General features: G+C 42.2%; 12 protein-coding genes. 9 read left to right on the forward strand and 3 right to left on the reverse strand.

The features are described 5' to 3' along the window. Positions 1 to 28: 28 nt before the first annotated feature. On the reverse strand, positions 29 to 919 hold the full coding sequence (gene ypfJ, locus IGJ44_RS04735) for a KPN_02809 family neutral zinc metallopeptidase (RefSeq protein ID WP_167826851.1): 891 nt from the start codon (positions 917 to 919) through the stop codon (positions 29 to 31). Positions 920 to 1,120: 201 nt separating this feature from the next. Here ypfJ and IGJ44_RS04740 point away from each other — a divergent pair, with 201 nt between their 5' ends. From IGJ44_RS04740 to IGJ44_RS04780, 9 genes are all read left to right on the forward strand, one after another. Next, positions 1,121 to 2,761 carry a BglG family transcription antiterminator gene (locus IGJ44_RS04740; protein WP_008379149.1) on the forward strand — a complete coding sequence of 547 codons (1,641 nt, stop codon included), beginning with the start codon at positions 1,121 to 1,123 and terminating at the stop codon, positions 2,759 to 2,761. Beyond that, positions 2,758 to 3,186 (forward strand): PTS sugar transporter subunit IIA, encoded by a 429-nt coding sequence (locus IGJ44_RS04745; protein WP_016610653.1) that lies wholly within the window; start codon positions 2,758 to 2,760, stop codon positions 3,184 to 3,186. The genes IGJ44_RS04740 and IGJ44_RS04745 overlap by 4 nt, the downstream gene beginning before the upstream one ends. A gap of 12 nt (positions 3,187 to 3,198) precedes the next feature. After that, on the forward strand, positions 3,199 to 3,480 hold the full coding sequence (locus IGJ44_RS04750) for a PTS sugar transporter subunit IIB (RefSeq protein WP_005225413.1): 282 nt from the start codon (positions 3,199 to 3,201) through the stop codon (positions 3,478 to 3,480). 2 nt (positions 3,481 to 3,482) lie between these two features. Further along, positions 3,483 to 4,733, forward strand: a complete 1,251-nt coding sequence (locus tag IGJ44_RS04755) for a PTS ascorbate transporter subunit IIC (protein WP_060791761.1) — start codon at positions 3,483 to 3,485, stop codon at positions 4,731 to 4,733. After that, a complete protein-coding gene (locus IGJ44_RS04760; protein WP_005225415.1) occupies positions 4,734 to 5,471 on the forward strand; it encodes an SIS domain-containing protein in 738 nt (245 codons plus the stop codon). Between the two features lie 399 nt (positions 5,472 to 5,870). Further along, positions 5,871 to 9,998 carry a S8 family serine peptidase gene (locus IGJ44_RS04765; RefSeq protein ID WP_167826850.1) on the forward strand — a complete coding sequence of 1,376 codons (4,128 nt, stop codon included), beginning with the start codon at positions 5,871 to 5,873 and terminating at the stop codon, positions 9,996 to 9,998. Positions 9,999 to 10,134: 136 nt separating this feature from the next. Then, a complete protein-coding gene (locus IGJ44_RS04770) occupies positions 10,135 to 11,661 on the forward strand; it encodes a hypothetical protein (protein WP_167826849.1) in 1,527 nt (508 codons plus the stop codon). 188 nt (positions 11,662 to 11,849) lie between these two features. Then, on the forward strand, positions 11,850 to 13,382 hold the full coding sequence (locus tag IGJ44_RS04775; RefSeq protein WP_151195822.1) for a hypothetical protein: 1,533 nt from the start codon (positions 11,850 to 11,852) through the stop codon (positions 13,380 to 13,382). Positions 13,383 to 13,449: 67 nt separating this feature from the next. Next, a complete protein-coding gene (locus tag IGJ44_RS04780) occupies positions 13,450 to 14,979 on the forward strand; it encodes a hypothetical protein (RefSeq protein ID WP_430606210.1) in 1,530 nt (509 codons plus the stop codon). Positions 14,980 to 15,331: 352 nt separating this feature from the next. Here IGJ44_RS04780 and IGJ44_RS04785 read toward each other — a convergent pair whose 3' ends face one another. Both IGJ44_RS04785 and IGJ44_RS04790 read right to left on the reverse strand, forming a co-directional pair. Further along, entirely contained in the window at positions 15,332 to 16,171 is an 840-nt protein-coding gene (locus IGJ44_RS04785) for an aldo/keto reductase (protein WP_016610001.1), read from the reverse strand. Between the two features lie 135 nt (positions 16,172 to 16,306). Next, positions 16,307 to 17,134, reverse strand: coding sequence for a manganese catalase family protein (locus IGJ44_RS04790; RefSeq protein ID WP_005225417.1), 828 nt, complete (start codon positions 17,132 to 17,134; stop codon positions 16,307 to 16,309). Positions 17,135 to 17,296 lie beyond the last annotated feature (162 nt).

The raw sequence follows: 17,296 nt of genomic DNA on the forward strand, positions 1-17,296 counted from the left end.
CTGTTTCGGAGTGATTTTTTAGTTGAAGCTACTTGCTCAAGTCAAGGCTATCGACATTAAAGGTGTCGCCATGTGCTAAGTCACCATAACGATAGCCACGGTTAAACCAGTCCACGCGTTGCTGCGATGTGCCGTGCGTAAAACTATCTGGAACAACATAGCCTTGGTATTCTTTTTGCAGCGTATCATCCCCGATGGCATTGGCAGCCGTGATCGCTTCTTGAATGTCGCCAGCTTCTAAGATCGGTTGTCCTTGATAGGTTTCACCTTGCAAATATTTCGCAAAAGTACCAGCTAAGTAGTCAGCTTGCAGTTCCAAACGAACGCTGTACTGATTGTATTCCTTTTCTGAAACTTGCTGGCGGATTTTGTCCAATTGTTGGGTGATTCCCAGCTCATTTTGCACATGATGACCGACTTCATGGGCGATGACATAGGCCATTGCGAAGTCGCCGCTTGCGCCATATTTATCGGAAAGCTCATTGGCAAAGCTAAGATCAAGGTACACATTCTCATCTGCTGGGCAATAAAACGGACCAACCTGTGACGTGGCATAGCCGCATGCCGACTGGACACTTCCCGTAAATAATACGAGTGTCGGGTCTTGATAGGTTTCTTGCCGCTCTTGAAAAACGTCTTGCCAATAATCTTCTAAATAGCCGAATACGACTGCGGAAAACTCTTTTTCCTCCGTGTACTCACTGGTGCCCACATTTTCTGTCTGGTAATTGGCTGCTTGACCGCTGCCACCCAAGACATCCGGCAGCGAATTTAAATCACCACCGCTAAACAGGAAAAATAAAACAGCGATGATCACCGTACCGATCCCGCCACCAGCAGCCAGCATCCCGCCTGAGTTAGATGATCGCCCCGTTCGATCATCGACATTTCTGCTTTGTCTACTCCCACGCCATTTCATGTTATCTCCTCCTATATAAATCCTAGCTTAATTATAAGAGAAAGGCGGCAGATTGTGAAAAAAAGCGCCTTGAAATTGTTATAAAATGCCAGCAGGAGCCTTGAAAATCAAAGTGTACACTCCTTTTAATCATTCTTTAATCTAACAATTAGCCTTCTAATTTGGTACAGTAGCAATAAAATAGAGGTAGAGGGTGAGCGTATGAAAATGAATTATTCGGGGACATCGGAACGAAGGATTTTGATTTTTAAACGGTTGATTGCTGGCGAGCACCTCAGTTATCAGCAGTTAGCAGAGGATTATTTCGTTTCCCGCAGCAGTATTGCAAAAGATATTTCTTATTTAAAAGAACTGTTTCAAAAAGAAAGCTTACGTCTGAGATTTGATAATTCAGGTACATTTTTTGAAGGAAGTGAATCCCAGATCCATCGAGTGCTGAAACGCTTTTGCTTAATGATGCTGGATCAACCAGCGGCGTTTTCCTTGTTGGTGGAACCTGAGAAATACCAGGAAGTAAATCAGGCGTTTCGTCGAGCGTTAGTGGAAAAACAAGTGGAAATGCCCGACAGCTATATCCAAAGTATCGTCCTTTCCATCGTGCTGCTGATCGAACGGGCGAGTCATGCGGAAAACTTAGTGATTGAAGAAAATCGCCAAGTGGGGAAGCTGTTTTTGGAGTTCGACAAATATCCGTTAGTCTATGAGCTACTGAAAGAAATCGAAGAACAGCACATTTATCAATTTTCACCAAAAGAAGTGCAATATCTAACCTACCTGATCGTCGGTAGCGGCTTGAAATTTTTTATGAAAAGTGAAAAAGTTCCTTTCGTCTTTCGGGGAAAAGTACGCAACTTGATTCAAAAAATCAGCGAAGGCTTAGGCACCGACTTGACCCAAGACAATCGATTGGAAGAAGATGTGACGATCCATCTGTATCAACTGCTGTTGCGGATCGAAGCGCAAACCACAGTCATCAACCCTTTGTTAGAGGAAATCAAACAAAACTATCCTGCCTTGTATGGCGTGGTCTGGTTCTCGCTCCATGATTTTTTGAAAGCGTATCAAGTGGGGATCTCTGATGATGAGATCGGATTTGTCACAATCCATTTTCAAGCAGCGATCGAGCGAATGCGCCGCATGAACAAAATCATTTTTGTCTGTCCCAATGGCGTCGGCACTAGCTCGTTTGTCTCTGCGAAAATCCGTCGCATTCTGCCAGAGATCGACAGTATCGAAACCGTTTCAGTAGAAAAATTAAAGCAGATGGACATCTCGGCGATCGATTTTATTATTTCAACCATCGATCTTGTCGGGATTCAAAAACCTGTGGTGCGGATCTCGCCTATGGTGACCAATCGCGACATGAAGCGGATCATGAATCACTACATCGATTTAGTCATCGATAATGAGGCGGTGGTCGATCAAAATGGTTTACTTCTTCAAGCCCAATCGATGATCCAGCCAACCGTCTTTTTCGAGCGATTTGCCAGCAAAACAGAAGCCATCAATTTTCTGATCGAACAAACCCCTTTTAGTGATGAAAAACGAAAAGCGCAGTTTCAGCAATCCGTCATTGAAAGAGAGCAGCTACAATCAACCTATTTAGATAATGGCTTTGCCATCCCTCATGGCAATCCGAATTATGTCGAAAAAACAGCCATCTCGATTTTACTTTTGGATCAGCCAGTAGAATGGGGCAACCAAAAAGCCGACATCATTATTTTATTGATGATCCGAGAGGATGAGACGCAAAAGGTGGAACCAATGATGAAATTGATCATGCAAGGAATCGAAAACAAAGAATGGTTCCTATCAAAAATGTTGGAGGTTAAATCAGAATGAAAGTGAAGGATTCTTTGCCTGAAAAGCATATACAAACGGATGAGACAGTGGCAGATTGGCGCTCAGCCGTAAAATTAGCCAGCCAGCCCTTGCTGGATGAAGCGCTGATCACGTCAGCTTACATCGAAGCGATGATTCAAAGCGTGGAAGAAAATGGTCCTTACATGGTGTTGGCCGATTACTTTGCGCTGATGCATGCCCGTCCTGGAGAAGGGGTTTTGGAACAAAGTATGAGCCTTTTAGTAACGAAACAGCCCATCGATCTTGAGGGCAAACCGGTGCGGATATTTCTTGTCTTAGCCGCCGCAGATAGTCAAAGCCATCTAGAAAGCTTGAAAGAGATCATGGCGATCTTTATGGATGAAGAAAAATACAACGTGATATTAAATGGCGATCGGGAACAAATTTGTCAATTATTCCAATAGGAGGAAAAGGATATGAAAATTTTAGCAGTATGTGGATTTGGTGTAGGAAGCTCAATGGTATTGAAAATGACGATCGACAAGGTGATCAAAGAGTTAGGGTTGACGGCAACTGCCGAGAATACTGATTTATCAACGGCAAAAGCGACACCAGCAGATGTTTATTTTACGAGTAATGAATTATTGAATGAGTTAAAAGCATCCGTGAAAGCACCCGTTTATCCAATCAAAAAGTATATGGATAAAGAAGAAGTCAAACAGCAAATGGAAAAATTTTTAGCTGAAAGAGAGGGATAATCATGAATTTTGTCACGGATTATATTTTAAAAAATCCGCCAGTCCTACTGGGGATCATTGCCATGATTGGGTTATTGGTACAAAGAAAACCTTTTGCAGAAGTCGTCAAAGGAACCTTAACAGCTTCCTTCGGGATGGTGGCATTGACGGCTGGGGTAAATATGTTGGTGGGAACGATCGCACCGATCAATGCAGCGGTTCAAACCCAATTAGGCGTTGCTGTGTCAGATGGACTCTCTGACATCACCTTTACGGCAGAATACGGCGGAACAGTTGGTTTAGCGATGTTTTTCGGACTTGTCATTCATTTATTGATTGCTCGCTTTACACCTGTGAAGACGATTTTCCTCACCGGTCACATGTTGTGGTGGTTCCCATTTGTCATCGTCGCTGGGGGCGTTGAAGGCGGACTTACTGGAATCCCACTGTTGATCTTAGGGGCTGTTCTATCTGCTTGTTACTGGTCCTTCATGCCATGGATCATGCGTAAATATGTATGGGATGCCACAGGCGATGATTCATTCTTGATCGGTCATCCAACGGGGATCTTGTCATTGGTTTCAGGCTTTGTTGCAAAACGGGTCGGAAACAAAGAAAAATCGACGGAAGATTTGAAAGTGCCTGAAAATCTATCGTTTTTCCGTGAAATATCGATTACTGGCGCGTTAGTGATGTTTTTGATGAATATCGTTATCGGTTTGATTGCGCCCGTATTAGTTCCTGAAGGGGGCAACTTGGTGATGTTTGCGGTTGATGCTGGCTTGAACTTCGGTGCAGGATTATTGATCATGTTGTATGGGGTACGTCTATTGATCAACCAAATCATTCCCGCCTTTCAAGGGATCGCAGAAAAAGTCGTTCCTGGAGCGAAACCAGCTTTTGATGTGCCCATCTTGTTCAACTATCGTCCAAATGCTGTAATCATCGGCTTTATCGTGGCGATGATCACCTCAACGATTTTAGTGGTCATTGCCAATACGACCAACGTCTTTGGCATTTTGATCGTTCCTTTAGTCATCACCAGCTTCTTTGAATGTGGCGGTGCTGCGGTGATCGGCGAAGGACAAGGGGGCTTGCGAGGTGCCATTATTGGTACGATCACAGCTTCTGTCGTTATGGTAGCACTCGTTGGGATCTCTGCAGCGATGTTCTCAACGACGATTCAAAACTGGATCTTGATTTTCGGTGGGAACGATTTATCTCTATGGGGCATCCTTGGTGAATTGATCGGCAAGCTGTTTGGAGGGTTTTAAATGTTTCAATACTTTGAAAAAGCAAAAGAATTATTGTCTATTGTAGAAGAAAAAGAAGCACCAGCGATTGAGCAAGCCATTGAATTACTGACGCAAGCCAACTTGACCAAAAAAGCCATCTACATTTTTGGCGCAAGTCACGCTGGAATCTTAGCTGAAGAGATGTATTATCGAGCAGGCGGCATGATGACCATCAATGCGATCTTTGGAAGAGAACTGATGCTTGATCGCAGCCCAATCACCTTCACTAGTAAAATGGAGCGCTTAGAAGGCTACGGTAGTGCCTTGGCGGCGACCCAACCCTTTACAGCAGGTGATGTGCTGATCTTGCATTCGGTGTCTGGGCGAAACCCCGTTATCATCGATATGGCGCTTCATGCCAAAGAAAAGGGGGTCAAGATCATCGCATTAACGAACCTTACCTATTCGAAAACAGTCACCAGCCGCCATACTTCAGGCTTGCGTTTGTTTGAAACGGCGGATATCGTCATCGACAATCATGGGGAGATTGGCGATGCTGCGTGTACGATTCCTGACGTCGAACAAAAAGTCGGCCCCACATCCACCGTAGTCGGTGCAACGATCTTAAATGCGATCATCGTTGAAGTTTGCCAAAAACTAAAAGAAGCCGGTGTCGACTATCCGCCGATTTTTTACTCAGCGAACCTGGACGGCGGGGATGAATTGAACCAGTCCCTGTTTGAAAAGTACCAAGAAGCGATCCATTATCAGCTGTAAGTCAAGAGTTAGTCGTTCCTTAGCGAACTAAGACGGCCAAAGAAACCATTCAAGACATTTTCTCCTTGCGAGAGAATGTCTTTTTTTGCTTACTTGTTAGAAAAGGGCAGGAGCATAGGGATGAAAATGCGATTCAAGCAAAGAAGGCTTAAACTAGAATTGTGTATTTTTACTTAATAATGGTCTTTAAAAATAAAAATATATAAAATAATAGCTGAAATATGAATAAAATACTACAGAAACGATTGTTGTTTAACTTCCCGCTCGGTATAATTAGCTTGGGAGCTACAGCAAGACAACAAATAATGAATAAAAAATCTACAAACCGTTGATTAGAAAGGAGCAGCTTATGGAGTAGGTAGTGGGTATCGATTTTTCGATAAGAAGGAGAGGAAGAATATGAAAAAAGAAAAGAGAATGTTAGGTGATAAAAGTTATTGTGAAGAAACAGACAAGCGAAGGAGTCGGAAACTACATAAGTATCTGCTTGTCGGACTGATCGTTGTCCTTGTACTTAATCTATTTCCATTTGGTCGTTATGCTGACAATGTGGTAGAAGCCGTTACTTCTACAGAACAAAAGCAAAATAGTGAAGATGGTATCGAATATACAGAGATTCATTCAGCAGAAGAATTAGATACCTTAATACGTAAGGAACTAAACGGTAATTTTAAGCTAGTTAAGGACATTGATCTATCCGACTATCGTTCTAATACAAATACTGCGAATCAAGGATGGCTACCGATCCCAAACTTTACGGGTGTGTTCAATGGTAATGGCCATACGATCAGTGGGTTGCGGATAAATCGAACAGGTAGTAGTTTTTTAGGTTTATTTGGTTCAGTCAATGGAGCGACAATCAAAAATGTGACCGTTGCACTTGGTGGGGATATCCTAGGATCTTCCGCTGTTGGTGTCATTGCAGGGCGAACGACGCATGTAACAAACAATGGTGCCGTTTTAGAAAACAATCAGGTGATTGGCAACGGGCATACAGTTAGAGCCACGGCGCTGCTTGGGTATGCCGGCGGGCTGATTGGTTATTCTGGAGATAATACACGACTGGAAAACAATCAGGTAGAACATATCAGTGTCCTGACAAATGGCGTTAGCAATTACGCCGGAGGACTTGTCGGTGCTGCTCGTAACTCTTCATTATTCGATAATGCAATCAATCGTGCCAAGGTAGAGGCGTATTCCTATGCTGGAGGGATAGCTGGGGTTACTTATGGATACTCTGCTCAGGCGCACAGCAATGGCACATTAGTAACGAAAAATATTGTCGATACTGAAAGCAGCGTACAGGGAAGAGGCTCCTATGCCGGAGGGGCATTTGGGGCAATTTATGAAGGCAGTGAAGTGCGGCAAACACTGACGCATGCGAAAGTAGTCGGCAAAGGGTCCTACAATGGCGGCTTTGCTGGAGTTATTTACGATCGTTCAACGGTTGACCAGTCTGCGGCTTATGGTTCTGTCGAGGCTGTGCGCTATACAGGTGGCTTTGTCGGAGCGTTGTATAACTCGGCCTCTGTAAGTAATTCTTACGCACGAGGAGCAGTGACTGGAACAACCGAACTAGGTGGCTTTGTTGGTACATTCTATGATTCAGCGATCATTGAAAACAGCTATGCAGCGAATACGATCCATACGGATGAAAGAAATCAAGAGCGTGCTGGTGCTTTTGCCGGTCAACATCTTGGCACACGGCAACAATATGCAGGGACGAATTATTTTGATCAGCAAATAGCTGGTATCGCACAAAATTTAAGTAATGCAGGCGGCGAGCAAACGAGTGGTGCTAGACCTCAAGGAAAAGATACGCAAGAATTTTCACAGTCAGGGATATTCGAGGGGTGGGACTTTGAAGATACTTGGATCATTGATAAGGGCTATCCAGTATTTCAATTTTCCTATAAAGAACCTGACATTCCAAAGGAGATCGAAGAACCCATGATCATTGTTCATACAGCGTTTCCAGAAGGAGAAGTCACTGTCCCATTCATTGACATTGAGTATACAGCAACCCCAACAATAGGCAATGAGATTATAGAAGTCTATGTGAAGATCAACGGTAATTTTGATAGTTATTTGTATCTGAAAGGCGGGAATGGTATTACGCCCAAGGGTGAGTTGGGCACAGGGAGAGTTTTTTTCCGACCGATACAAGGAGAAAATCATATTGAGGTCGTGGCTTTTGATAGTAGTGGTGTGACAGGAAGTTATAAAGTTGATCAGCCTGTGAAAGTGGTGGAACATCCTGTTCCAGATTCACCAAAACCAGAAGAAATTAGTACGGAGTTCTTTTGGGAAGATGAACGCAGCTTTGTGAATAATCGCTTCCAGTTATGGCTTACAGGAGCTACCGTTGAGGAAAGAAAAAATGTGACGCCAGAGATGATTGAAGAAGCGCTTGCTTCCATTGATGCCACTTTATTGATCGAACCTGATTGGCTCGGTCAGCTTACTGTTCAAGTAAAAGAAAGTACAGCAGAAGAGCTGATTGAAATGATTGAAGATGTGATAGAAAATTTCCCAGAAGTCTTTGAAGATGGCAATCTTGATACATTAGATGATGCATCAATCAACGAAGTCACCCCTGTGGAAACAATGAGCAATAAGGAATATTTTCCTGACGATCCTTGGTGGAATAACGATGAATGGGGGCTACGTGCGATTAATTTACCCGAAGCATGGGCGTTATTTGGCACACATGAAAGGGAGAATGTCAAAGTAGGGATTATCGATGATGGTGTATGGGGGAAGCATGAGGACCTACAGATACCAGCTGGAAATATTGAAAATGATCCAAACGCTAAAATAAATACGGAACTATCTACAAATGATCATGGGACGCATGTTATAGGAACGATCGGAGCCATTCAAGATAATCAATTAGGAGTTAGTGGAGTGATTAATATTTCACGAAAGAATCTTCTTAGTTATAATTCGTTTGATGGAATAGCTACAAATAGAAACACGGGTAAAAAATTTTTATCAACCAGTGCTAATGCTCAATTAAGTGGTTTAAAATGGAATGTCGAAAATGGGGCTCAAGTTGTAAACGTGAGTCTTGGTGGTAGCGGATTTCAATTTCCGCAATTGGGACTTTTTAATATTTTCATTAGGAAAACTCAACGATTAGTTGATGAGAACTATGAGTTTGTCATTGTTCATGCTGCAGGAAACAATGCGATTGATGCTAGATATGGGCAATCCTTTTCTAATATTGGAGAAAATCATGCATTAAGAGAACGAATTATAACAGTCGGAGCAACGACTAATGTGAATAATAGAATTCGGATGGCTAGCTTCTCTAATTATGGAACAATTGTAGATGTTGTTGCTCCAGGGCATGATATAAAAAGTGCTTCATCGGTTAGCAAGGACTTATATGTTAATAAGAACGGTACTTCCATGGCAGCACCTCATGTTGCTGGTCTTGCCGCTCTTGTATGGTCGGAAAACCCAGGTCTTTCTGGTGCTCAAGTTAAGGGGGTTATTACCCAGTCTGCGATACGCTCTGGTTTAAAAGTCACAGAAACCAGACCAAATACTCCTGAAATGACCTATTATCAAGTAAGTGCTTTTGCGGCTTTAAAGCAAGCTCGTGGTGTAGATCCGGACAGGGATACGGTTCTGATTCGAGGGAAAGTCAGACAAGAATCTACCGGTTACTTATTAGAAAATGCTCGCGTTCATTTGTATCAGAATAATAAACTATTAGAACAAACATGGACGAATTCATTGGGTGAATTTCGTTTCTTCAATCAACCATCCGGTCATGATTATCGAATCACAGTTCATTACCCATGGCATATTGCTGCAAGAATCAATAATTTTTCTGTTCCAGAGGGTATCAAAGAAAGAGATGTTGGGACAGTTGTTCTACATGATTCCTCTTATTTAGGAATTGACACTGTCTTTTTATTAGATGATTCTGGCAGTATCAGCGCGAATAATTTTAGGCAGATGACTAATGAAGTACAGGCATTATTTTTAAATGAAGATGCTTTTACGAGTGACGATCGGATTAGCTTGTTTACCTTTAATTCGAGAGTAAATCGGCATTTCTCATTTTTAAATCCTTTACTTGCAGCTGAGCGGCTTCCTAGGCAAGTTGGCGGTAGTACTGCATTAAACCAAGCAATTGCGCAAGGTAGCCAAGAATTTGAACAGTATGGACGAAAAAACGCAAAAAAAGTAATGGTTGTTCTTACAGATGGACACAATAATATTTCAGGTCCCCCAGAGGCAGAATTGATCCAACAGGCTAAAGAAAACGATGTAACAATCTTTTCTATAGGGGTGGGGAATAATCTAAATCAACGCTTTCTCGAAAATATTGCAAAAGAAACAGATGGTGAATTCTTCCACATCTCTAACTTCCAACAATTAGCAGAAATTTTTGAAAAAATTCGTTACGAGCTATTTGATGAAGATATTCAAAAGCTGCAAATCGAACTCTCAGAAACTAGTGCTCAAAATCTTCAGACGACCAATGTGGAGTCTGAACGTTTAGCAGCATAAGATTCTTTTTAAGGAATCTAAATTTGTTGTTCATCAAATGGTTGTCAATTAGTTGATGTTTAACTAATGAAAAAATAATCATTTGATGAACATTTTTCATAAACTTCCAAAACCTTAGATGTAAGGAGTGAATTGAATGCAATCAGATCAACACATAACCTCAATGAGTAAGAAAGAGGCTGATAGAGCAAATCCCTTATGTATCATTCTTTGTATTTTATTAATTTGTTTCACCATCTGTCACTTTTTAGTTTTACCTGTAAAAGCAGCCGAAGTTTCAGATACTGATTCAATTCAGATAGAAGGCACCTTAGCGGACATCCTCAACAGCGAAAGAATTAATCCAGAACCCACAGAGCCGCTCACTGAACCATTGCTGGAAATCGTCACGGAACTTCCGAATTCAGAATTGATGGTTCCTTTTTTAGAATTGATTTATGCGGTCACACCAAGCGAAGGGCAAACTTTAGAAGAAGTCTATGTCAATGTGAACGGCGAATACGATCAGCACTTGTATCAAAAAAAAGCGGGAGAACCTGAAGTTACAGAGCGAACATTCGGTGAAGCTCGTCTCTTTCTTTCTACCGATGAACAGGAGAGCCGATTTGAATTAGTCGCTGTCGATAGCAGTAACAAAATGACTTATTATCCCATAGAGCAGTCATTTTGGTTATCCGAAAATCCCGAACCACCGTCGCCGACTATCGCTGATGTAACGACGGAAGATTATTATGGGAAAGAAGTGACCTTTATTAATAATCGGGTCCATCTCCAATTGAACCATGAGACTTATACGCAAAAAAATGATGAAGGGTTCGAAACGATGCTTGACCTTGTTCTTGATGAATTTTCCTACTACGATATGGAGCTGGTCGCTGGACCAGACAGAAATGATCGAGTAGTGGTTCAGTTGAAGCAAACCTCGTATGAGGAACTGGGCAGACTTATTTCTGATTTGAATCTTTTCACACGTGATGTGATTGCCAATGGGAGGAGAGAGGAAATCGATTTAGCAGCGGCTGAACGTCTCCCAAAAACAGAGGAACCTGTCAATCGTTCTGTAGAATTCACACCAGAGATGCTAAAAATCGGCTGGGTACCGGGTTTGTTTTTCCGAAGATATCAGGACAATGTGGTAGGTTTCAAGCTGCATGAAGAAACCACATTTTTAAGTCCAGAATCATTTCCTGAAACTTATCTTAGCAAGGCACTGATAAAAGAAAAAATCGATGAAGCTGTTGCAACGATTGGCGGCGTTCGTTTAGAAGAAAATCGACCTTCCTATCCTTATGTGGAAGTAGGCGTTGCAGGAAATACCCCAAGGAATTTAGTGAAAAAAGGGCAACAACTACTAACTGATTATCCCGAAGTCTTTTCAAAAGGGTATGTAATAATCAGAGAAAGTCAAAAACTTCATAGTGTGCCAGATGTCTATCTACGACGATGGCGTGTTATGAGCACCTTTGAAGAACGGAACTATCCTATCTGGGCGACCATCAATAGGAATGGCACAGTATCATCCATATACAAAATGGGCTTAAGAGGGTTGCCGACTATCGTGAAACTACTAGGAGGCGCCGGTCTATTTTGTGGCATTCTGAGTTTCGTCATCTTCATTTACCGAAAAAGACCTCCTCGCAAGAAACATGAATTTTGGGGTTGAAATTCGTTGAAGGACAAATGAATCTCCTTTCATTACGAAGGCAGGCTTCAAAGGCAATGATTTATTTCTATAAGGTAGAGAATGTTTTTGTGTAAACCTTTTGGTTCCAAATGTGTAACAAATTAGAATCTGATACAGCATACGATGTGGTGCGTATCTCAAATCAATAAAAGAAGGGAGTTAAATAGATGCAATTCATTGATTATGCGGCATCAATCGTCGAGAGAGTCTTTAGGGAACTCTTTCGCCACTTGAAAATCTGCTACCTGCTCTTCTTTACTCTTGCCACTTATCACTTTACAAGCATACAAGTATCAGCAGTCGAAGTACCAACCGACCAGTCCCAAGGCATCTTAGCCGACATCCTCAACAGCGAAAGGAATAGCCCAGAGCCCACAGAGCCGCTCACTGAACCATTGCTGGAAATCGTCACAGAGCTACCCGATTCAGAACTAATGATTCCCTTTTTTGAATTGATTTATGCAGTGACACCAAGTGAGGGGGAAATGCTGAAAGAAGTCTATGTCAATGTGAACGGTGAATATGATCGGCATTTGTATCAAAGAGCGATAGGGGAGCCGAAGGTCATGGAGCGAACATTCGGTGAAGCTCGTCTCTTTCTTTCTGCCGATGAACAGGCGAGCCGATTTGAATTAGTCGCTGTCGATAGCAGTAACAAAAGGACTTATTATCCCATAGAGCAGTCATTTTGGTTATCGGAAAATCCCGAACCGCCGTTGCCGACTATTGCCGACATATCAATACTTGACCGTTATGAAGGAAAGATAGCTTTTGTACATAATCGTCTCCATCTCCAATATAATGACGAGATACTTACAGGAATAAACGAGCAAAACGGCGAAACGAGTTTAGATCAGCTGTTGGATGAACTTTCTTATTATGACATGGCGTTGATTGCTGGACCAGACAAGAATGAGAGAGTAACGATTCAGTTAAAGCAAACTCCTTATAGAGAGCTTAATAGATTCTTTCGTGATTTAGAAACATTTACTTCTGGTATTGTTACCGATGGAGAAATTGAAGAGATGACTTTAGCTGAGGCGGACCAGTTACCCAAAACAGCAGCACCCATCGATCGCTCGGTTGAGTTTAAACGTCACATGTTAAAAATCGGCTGGGTACCGGGCTTGTTTTTCCGAAGGTATCAGGACAACGTGGTAGGTTTCAAGCTGCATGAAGAAACCATTTTTTTAAATCCCGAGTCGTTTCCTGAAACTTATCTCAGTAAGAAACTGATAAATGAAAAAATCGACGAAGCTGTTGCAGCGATTGACGGCGTTCGTTTAGAAGAAAATCGACTTTCTTATCCTTATGTGCAAATAGCTGTAGGAGGAAATACACCAAGGAATTTAGTGAAGAAAGGGCAGCAACTACTGACGAATTATCCCGAAGTCTTTTCAAAAGGGTATGTAATAATCAGAGGAAGGCAAAATTTTTATGGCTATACTACCACAGACGAATACAAACGACGATGGCGTGTTATGAGTATCTTTGAAGAACGGAACTACCCTATCTGGGCAATCATCAACCCGAACGGCACAGTTTCGTCGTTAACGAGTATGGGTTGGCACGGCGTGACTGTCAGCATGGCGTTAGTGATAGGATTTGCTTCTATCGGCTTTATTGTGTTTTTATTTGAATTTTTTGCTTGTCAAAGGGCAGAAAAACGGAAGAGGAATAGGGAACCAGGTAAAAACTGATACCCGTTTGTCATTCTTAAAATCTGAAAGAATTCTGTTACCTCTAAAGAAGAAAGGAGCAAAGTGAATGCAAGTCGCTGCGAAAATAAATTCAACCGACGAGAAAGGTATTAAAAACCTCTTTCGCAACCATAAAATCTTTTGTTTGTGTTTCTTTTCTCTTGCCATCTATCATATGACCAGTTGGCAAGTATCAGCAGCCGAAGGACCAACCGACCAGTCCCAAGGCGTCTTAGCTGACATCCTCAACAGCGAAAGGAATACTACAGAACCCACAGTTCCGCTCACTGAACCATTGCTGGAAATCGTCACAGAACTTCCCGATTCAGAATTAATTATTCCCTTTTTTGAATTGATTTATGCAGTGACACCAAGTGCCGGGGGAACGCTGGAAGAAGTCTATGTCAATGTAAACGGCGAATACGATCAGCACTTGTATCAAAGAAAAGCGGGAGAACCTGAAGTCACAGAGCGAACATTCGGTGAAGCTCGTCTCTTTCTTTCTACCGATGAACAGGAGAGCCGATTTGAATTAGTCGCTGTCGATAGCAGTAACAAAAGGACTTATTATCCCATAGAGCAGTCATTTTGGCTATCCGAAAATCCCGAACCACCGTCGCCGACTATCGCTGATGTAACGACGGAAGAGTATTCCGGTGAAGAAGTGACCTTCATTAACAATCGGCTCCATTTTCAACTGGATAGGGAGCGCTTTAATCGAGAATTCGGGTCAAACCATGAAACGGTTTTAGACAAATTACTTTATGAACTTTCATATTTTGGTGGTGAACTTCTATCCGGTCCAGATAAAAATGATTTTGCAACAATTCGTTTGAAGGGAACTTCTTATGAAGAGCTTGAAAGGATTATACAGAAGTCAATCTCAGAATCCTATGGATTTATCGCTGATGGAAAGATCCAAGAGATAGCTTTAGCCACATCAGATTTATTGCCTAGTGAGGAAGAACCTGTCAACCGCTCCTTTGAGTTAAAACCTGAAATGGTGCGAGTTGGTTTTGTTCCTGGATTGTTTTTGAGAAGGTATCAAAACAATGTGTTGAGCTTTCAATTGCATGAAGAAACATCTTTTTTGAATGCTGAAACGTTTCCAGAGACTTACCTTAGTAAAAAACTGATAGAAAATAAGATTGATGAAACAATTACAGCAATAGATGGGATTCGCTTGGAAAGAAATCCTTCTAGTTATTCTCTTTTCCGCGTAAAGGTTGCTGATGGGACACCTAGAGAATTGATAAAAAAAGCCCAAAAACTATTGGCAGAGCACCCCAACATTTTTGCAGAAGCACGTTTAGCTATATTGGCAGACATAAAAACACCACGTTATGCCACAATTCCTGAATACGAAAGAAAACCTCTTGATAGGCGATTAAATCACTTAGAACAACAAATATACCAATTTTGGGGAAGGATTAATGAAAATGGCACAGTTTCTTCAATGGCAGATATTGGCTTGAGAGGGCTGCCGACTATCGTGAAACTACTAGGAGGTGCCGGTCTATTTTGTGGCATTCTGAGTTTCGCCATCTTCATTTACCGAAAAAGACCTCCTCGCAAGAAAAACGAGTTTTGGGGATAACGTTCATTGATGGGCATGTGAAAATTCCTTTCAAGCTGAAGGAAAACGGGGGAAACGCTGTTGTCTTTAAGTGTCGAAACGGTGAAAGACAACCATTTTTCGAGAAACCAACATTCGATCAAAAGCTGTGATGAACGCCTAGCTGAGGCTTGTCACCTTTAAGATAATCACACTGCTAGCAAGGAAATTTCTGCCAAAAAGAACTATTTTGATCGTACGACCTTGATCCACGCAAAGCTAACCACTGGAGCCTTGGTTACATAAAAAACCTCTCAAAAGCAGCTGGTCGCTGATTTTTGAGAGGTTTTGTCTACCAAGAGATAGCTATGGTGTTTTTTCCAGTTGAAATTGTTTATTCAAATTCTTCATACTCATTTGGGTCTTGCCCATCGATGCGGCCGTCTGCTTTGTTTAACTGATTGATTTGATTGATTTCATCTTCAGTCAGTTCAAAGTCGAAGATCGCAAGATTTTCTCGTTGATGGGCGAGGTTTCTTGATTTTGGAAGGGGCAAAATGCCACGATCCACATGCCAGCGCAAGATGATTTGACCAGCTGATTTTTGGTATTTTTCAGCTAATTCAGTGATCAGTGGTTCTTTCAGGGCATCGCTGCCACGACCTAATGGGCTCCAAGCTTCCGTTACGATGCCGCGTTTTTTGTTTTCTGCGACCATTCGTTCTTGGACCCAGTAAGGATGGATCTCAATTTGATTTAGTGCAGGAGTCACACCAGTTGCTTCAATGATGGCATCCAAATGTTCTGGTTCAAAATTGGAAACGCCGATGGAACGGATCAAGCCTAATTTTTGGGCGGTCACTAAGGCTTGCCAAGCTTCGACATATTTGCCGCGTTTTGGTAATGGCCAGTGGATCAAAAAGGCATCGAAGTAGTCGAGCCCCATGCGAGCAAGGGATTCTTGAATGCTGGTTAAGGCATCATCATAGCCATGGTATTTTCCTGGTAATTTTGAGGTGATATAAAATTCTGAACGTGGGATACCCGAGCGACGGATCGCTTTGCCGACAATGCCTTCATTGTCATAATTGGTTGAAGAATCGATCAAGCGATACCCGTCGGCGATCGCTGCTTGCAGCTGGCTCAATCCTTCGCCACCACGGATCTGATAGGTACCGATGCCCACTGCGGGGCGTAAATTGCCGTCGTTTAATGTCAGTAAAGGTGCTTTCATAAAATGATTCCTCCTTTTCTTCTCTACATTCTACTCTAACGCTTTTTTGACAGGAACGTAACCAACTTGCTCAAACAGACAAAGAAAAAAGAGCAACGGTTTCTGTTTCAGAAACAATTGCTCTTTTTGATCAAATTATTTTTCAGGCGGTGTGCCATACATTTTTGGTGTGACTTGATCGAGTTTTGGCGCTTTTCCTTCGACTTTTGGTTCGTCTAGCCATTGGTATTCGCCTTCACCATCAAGGGCTTTGCCTTTCGCCCAAGAGCCTTCTTTACTTTGGTCGCCTTCTGAGAAGTTATAGAAATCATAAGCGATATCTAAGCGTTCGTTTTTGCGGTCAAAGGTAGTCGGCACTAAAATTGAGCCTTCGTTTTCTTCCAATTCTTTCACGGCAGCTGCCCAGAGATTTTGGTGGTAGCTATCACGTGCTAATAAGACCGAAAGTAAGTCTTTGACCCCACGGTCATCGATCATTTCATAGATGCGTGCTACTTGCAGACGACCTTGTGATTCCGCATTTAAGTTGGCACGGAAATCAGCAAGTAAGTTGCCACTAGCAATGATATACGCACCTGACCATGGATTGCCGACGCTATCAGCAGGACGTGGTCCTAAGCCGGCAACGATGGCATGTTGCGGATTCATTCCAGAAATGATCGCACCGATCGTTGGGTCTTTTTTCATAGCCGCTTCTTGATCTTCCACAGGTGCACCTTCCAGTAGACGTGCAACCATCGTTGCTAACATTTCAACGTGTCCAAGCTCTTCAGTAGCGATATCCATTAACATGTCTTTGTATTTTTCTTCCCCACGGCAGCTCCATCCTTGGAATAAGTATTGCATGGCAACACTCATCTCTCCATATTGTCCACCGATTAATTCTTGAAGGTATTTCGCAACTAACGGATTTGGTTTTTCTGGCTTAGCTTCAAACTGTAATTCTTTCTGATGACGAAACATACGATTCCTCCTAAAATTTTTTTATTGGGCCCATAAAAAGTTTCTCATGAATCGAAACGTTCGTCTAATAAAACGCACTTTGACAAAATGGAAAAAGCATCGAAAAGAAAAGCCATTTATTTTGACAAAAAGCCGTAAGCGTTAGATAGTTAAATTAAGAGA

This window comes from Enterococcus sp. DIV1368d, assembly GCF_050542975.1.
GTDB classification, from domain to species: Bacteria; Bacillota; Bacilli; order Lactobacillales; family Enterococcaceae; genus Enterococcus_D; species Enterococcus_D casseliflavus.

Excerpts from the sequence above, each read along its gene's own strand:
- ypfJ (WP_167826851.1), bottom strand. The coding sequence starts at position 919 with ATGAAATGGCGTGGGAGTAGACAAAGCAGAAATGTCGATGATCGAACG.
- IGJ44_RS04740 (WP_008379149.1), top strand. The coding sequence starts at position 1,121 with ATGAAAATGAATTATTCGGGGACATCGGAACGAAGGATTTTGATTTTT.
- IGJ44_RS04745 (WP_016610653.1), top strand. The coding sequence starts at position 2,758 with ATGAAAGTGAAGGATTCTTTGCCTGAAAAGCATATACAAACGGATGAG.
- IGJ44_RS04750 (WP_005225413.1), top strand. The coding sequence starts at position 3,199 with ATGAAAATTTTAGCAGTATGTGGATTTGGTGTAGGAAGCTCAATGGTA.
- IGJ44_RS04755 (WP_060791761.1), top strand. The coding sequence starts at position 3,483 with ATGAATTTTGTCACGGATTATATTTTAAAAAATCCGCCAGTCCTACTG.
- IGJ44_RS04760 (WP_005225415.1), top strand. The coding sequence starts at position 4,734 with ATGTTTCAATACTTTGAAAAAGCAAAAGAATTATTGTCTATTGTAGAA.
- IGJ44_RS04765 (WP_167826850.1), top strand. The coding sequence starts at position 5,871 with ATGAAAAAAGAAAAGAGAATGTTAGGTGATAAAAGTTATTGTGAAGAA.
- IGJ44_RS04770 (WP_167826849.1), top strand. The coding sequence starts at position 10,135 with ATGCAATCAGATCAACACATAACCTCAATGAGTAAGAAAGAGGCTGAT.
- IGJ44_RS04775 (WP_151195822.1), top strand. The coding sequence starts at position 11,850 with ATGCAATTCATTGATTATGCGGCATCAATCGTCGAGAGAGTCTTTAGG.
- IGJ44_RS04780 (WP_430606210.1), top strand. The coding sequence starts at position 13,450 with ATGCAAGTCGCTGCGAAAATAAATTCAACCGACGAGAAAGGTATTAAA.
- IGJ44_RS04785 (WP_016610001.1), bottom strand. The coding sequence starts at position 16,171 with ATGAAAGCACCTTTACTGACATTAAACGACGGCAATTTACGCCCCGCA.
- IGJ44_RS04790 (WP_005225417.1), bottom strand. The coding sequence starts at position 17,134 with ATGTTTCGTCATCAGAAAGAATTACAGTTTGAAGCTAAGCCAGAAAAA.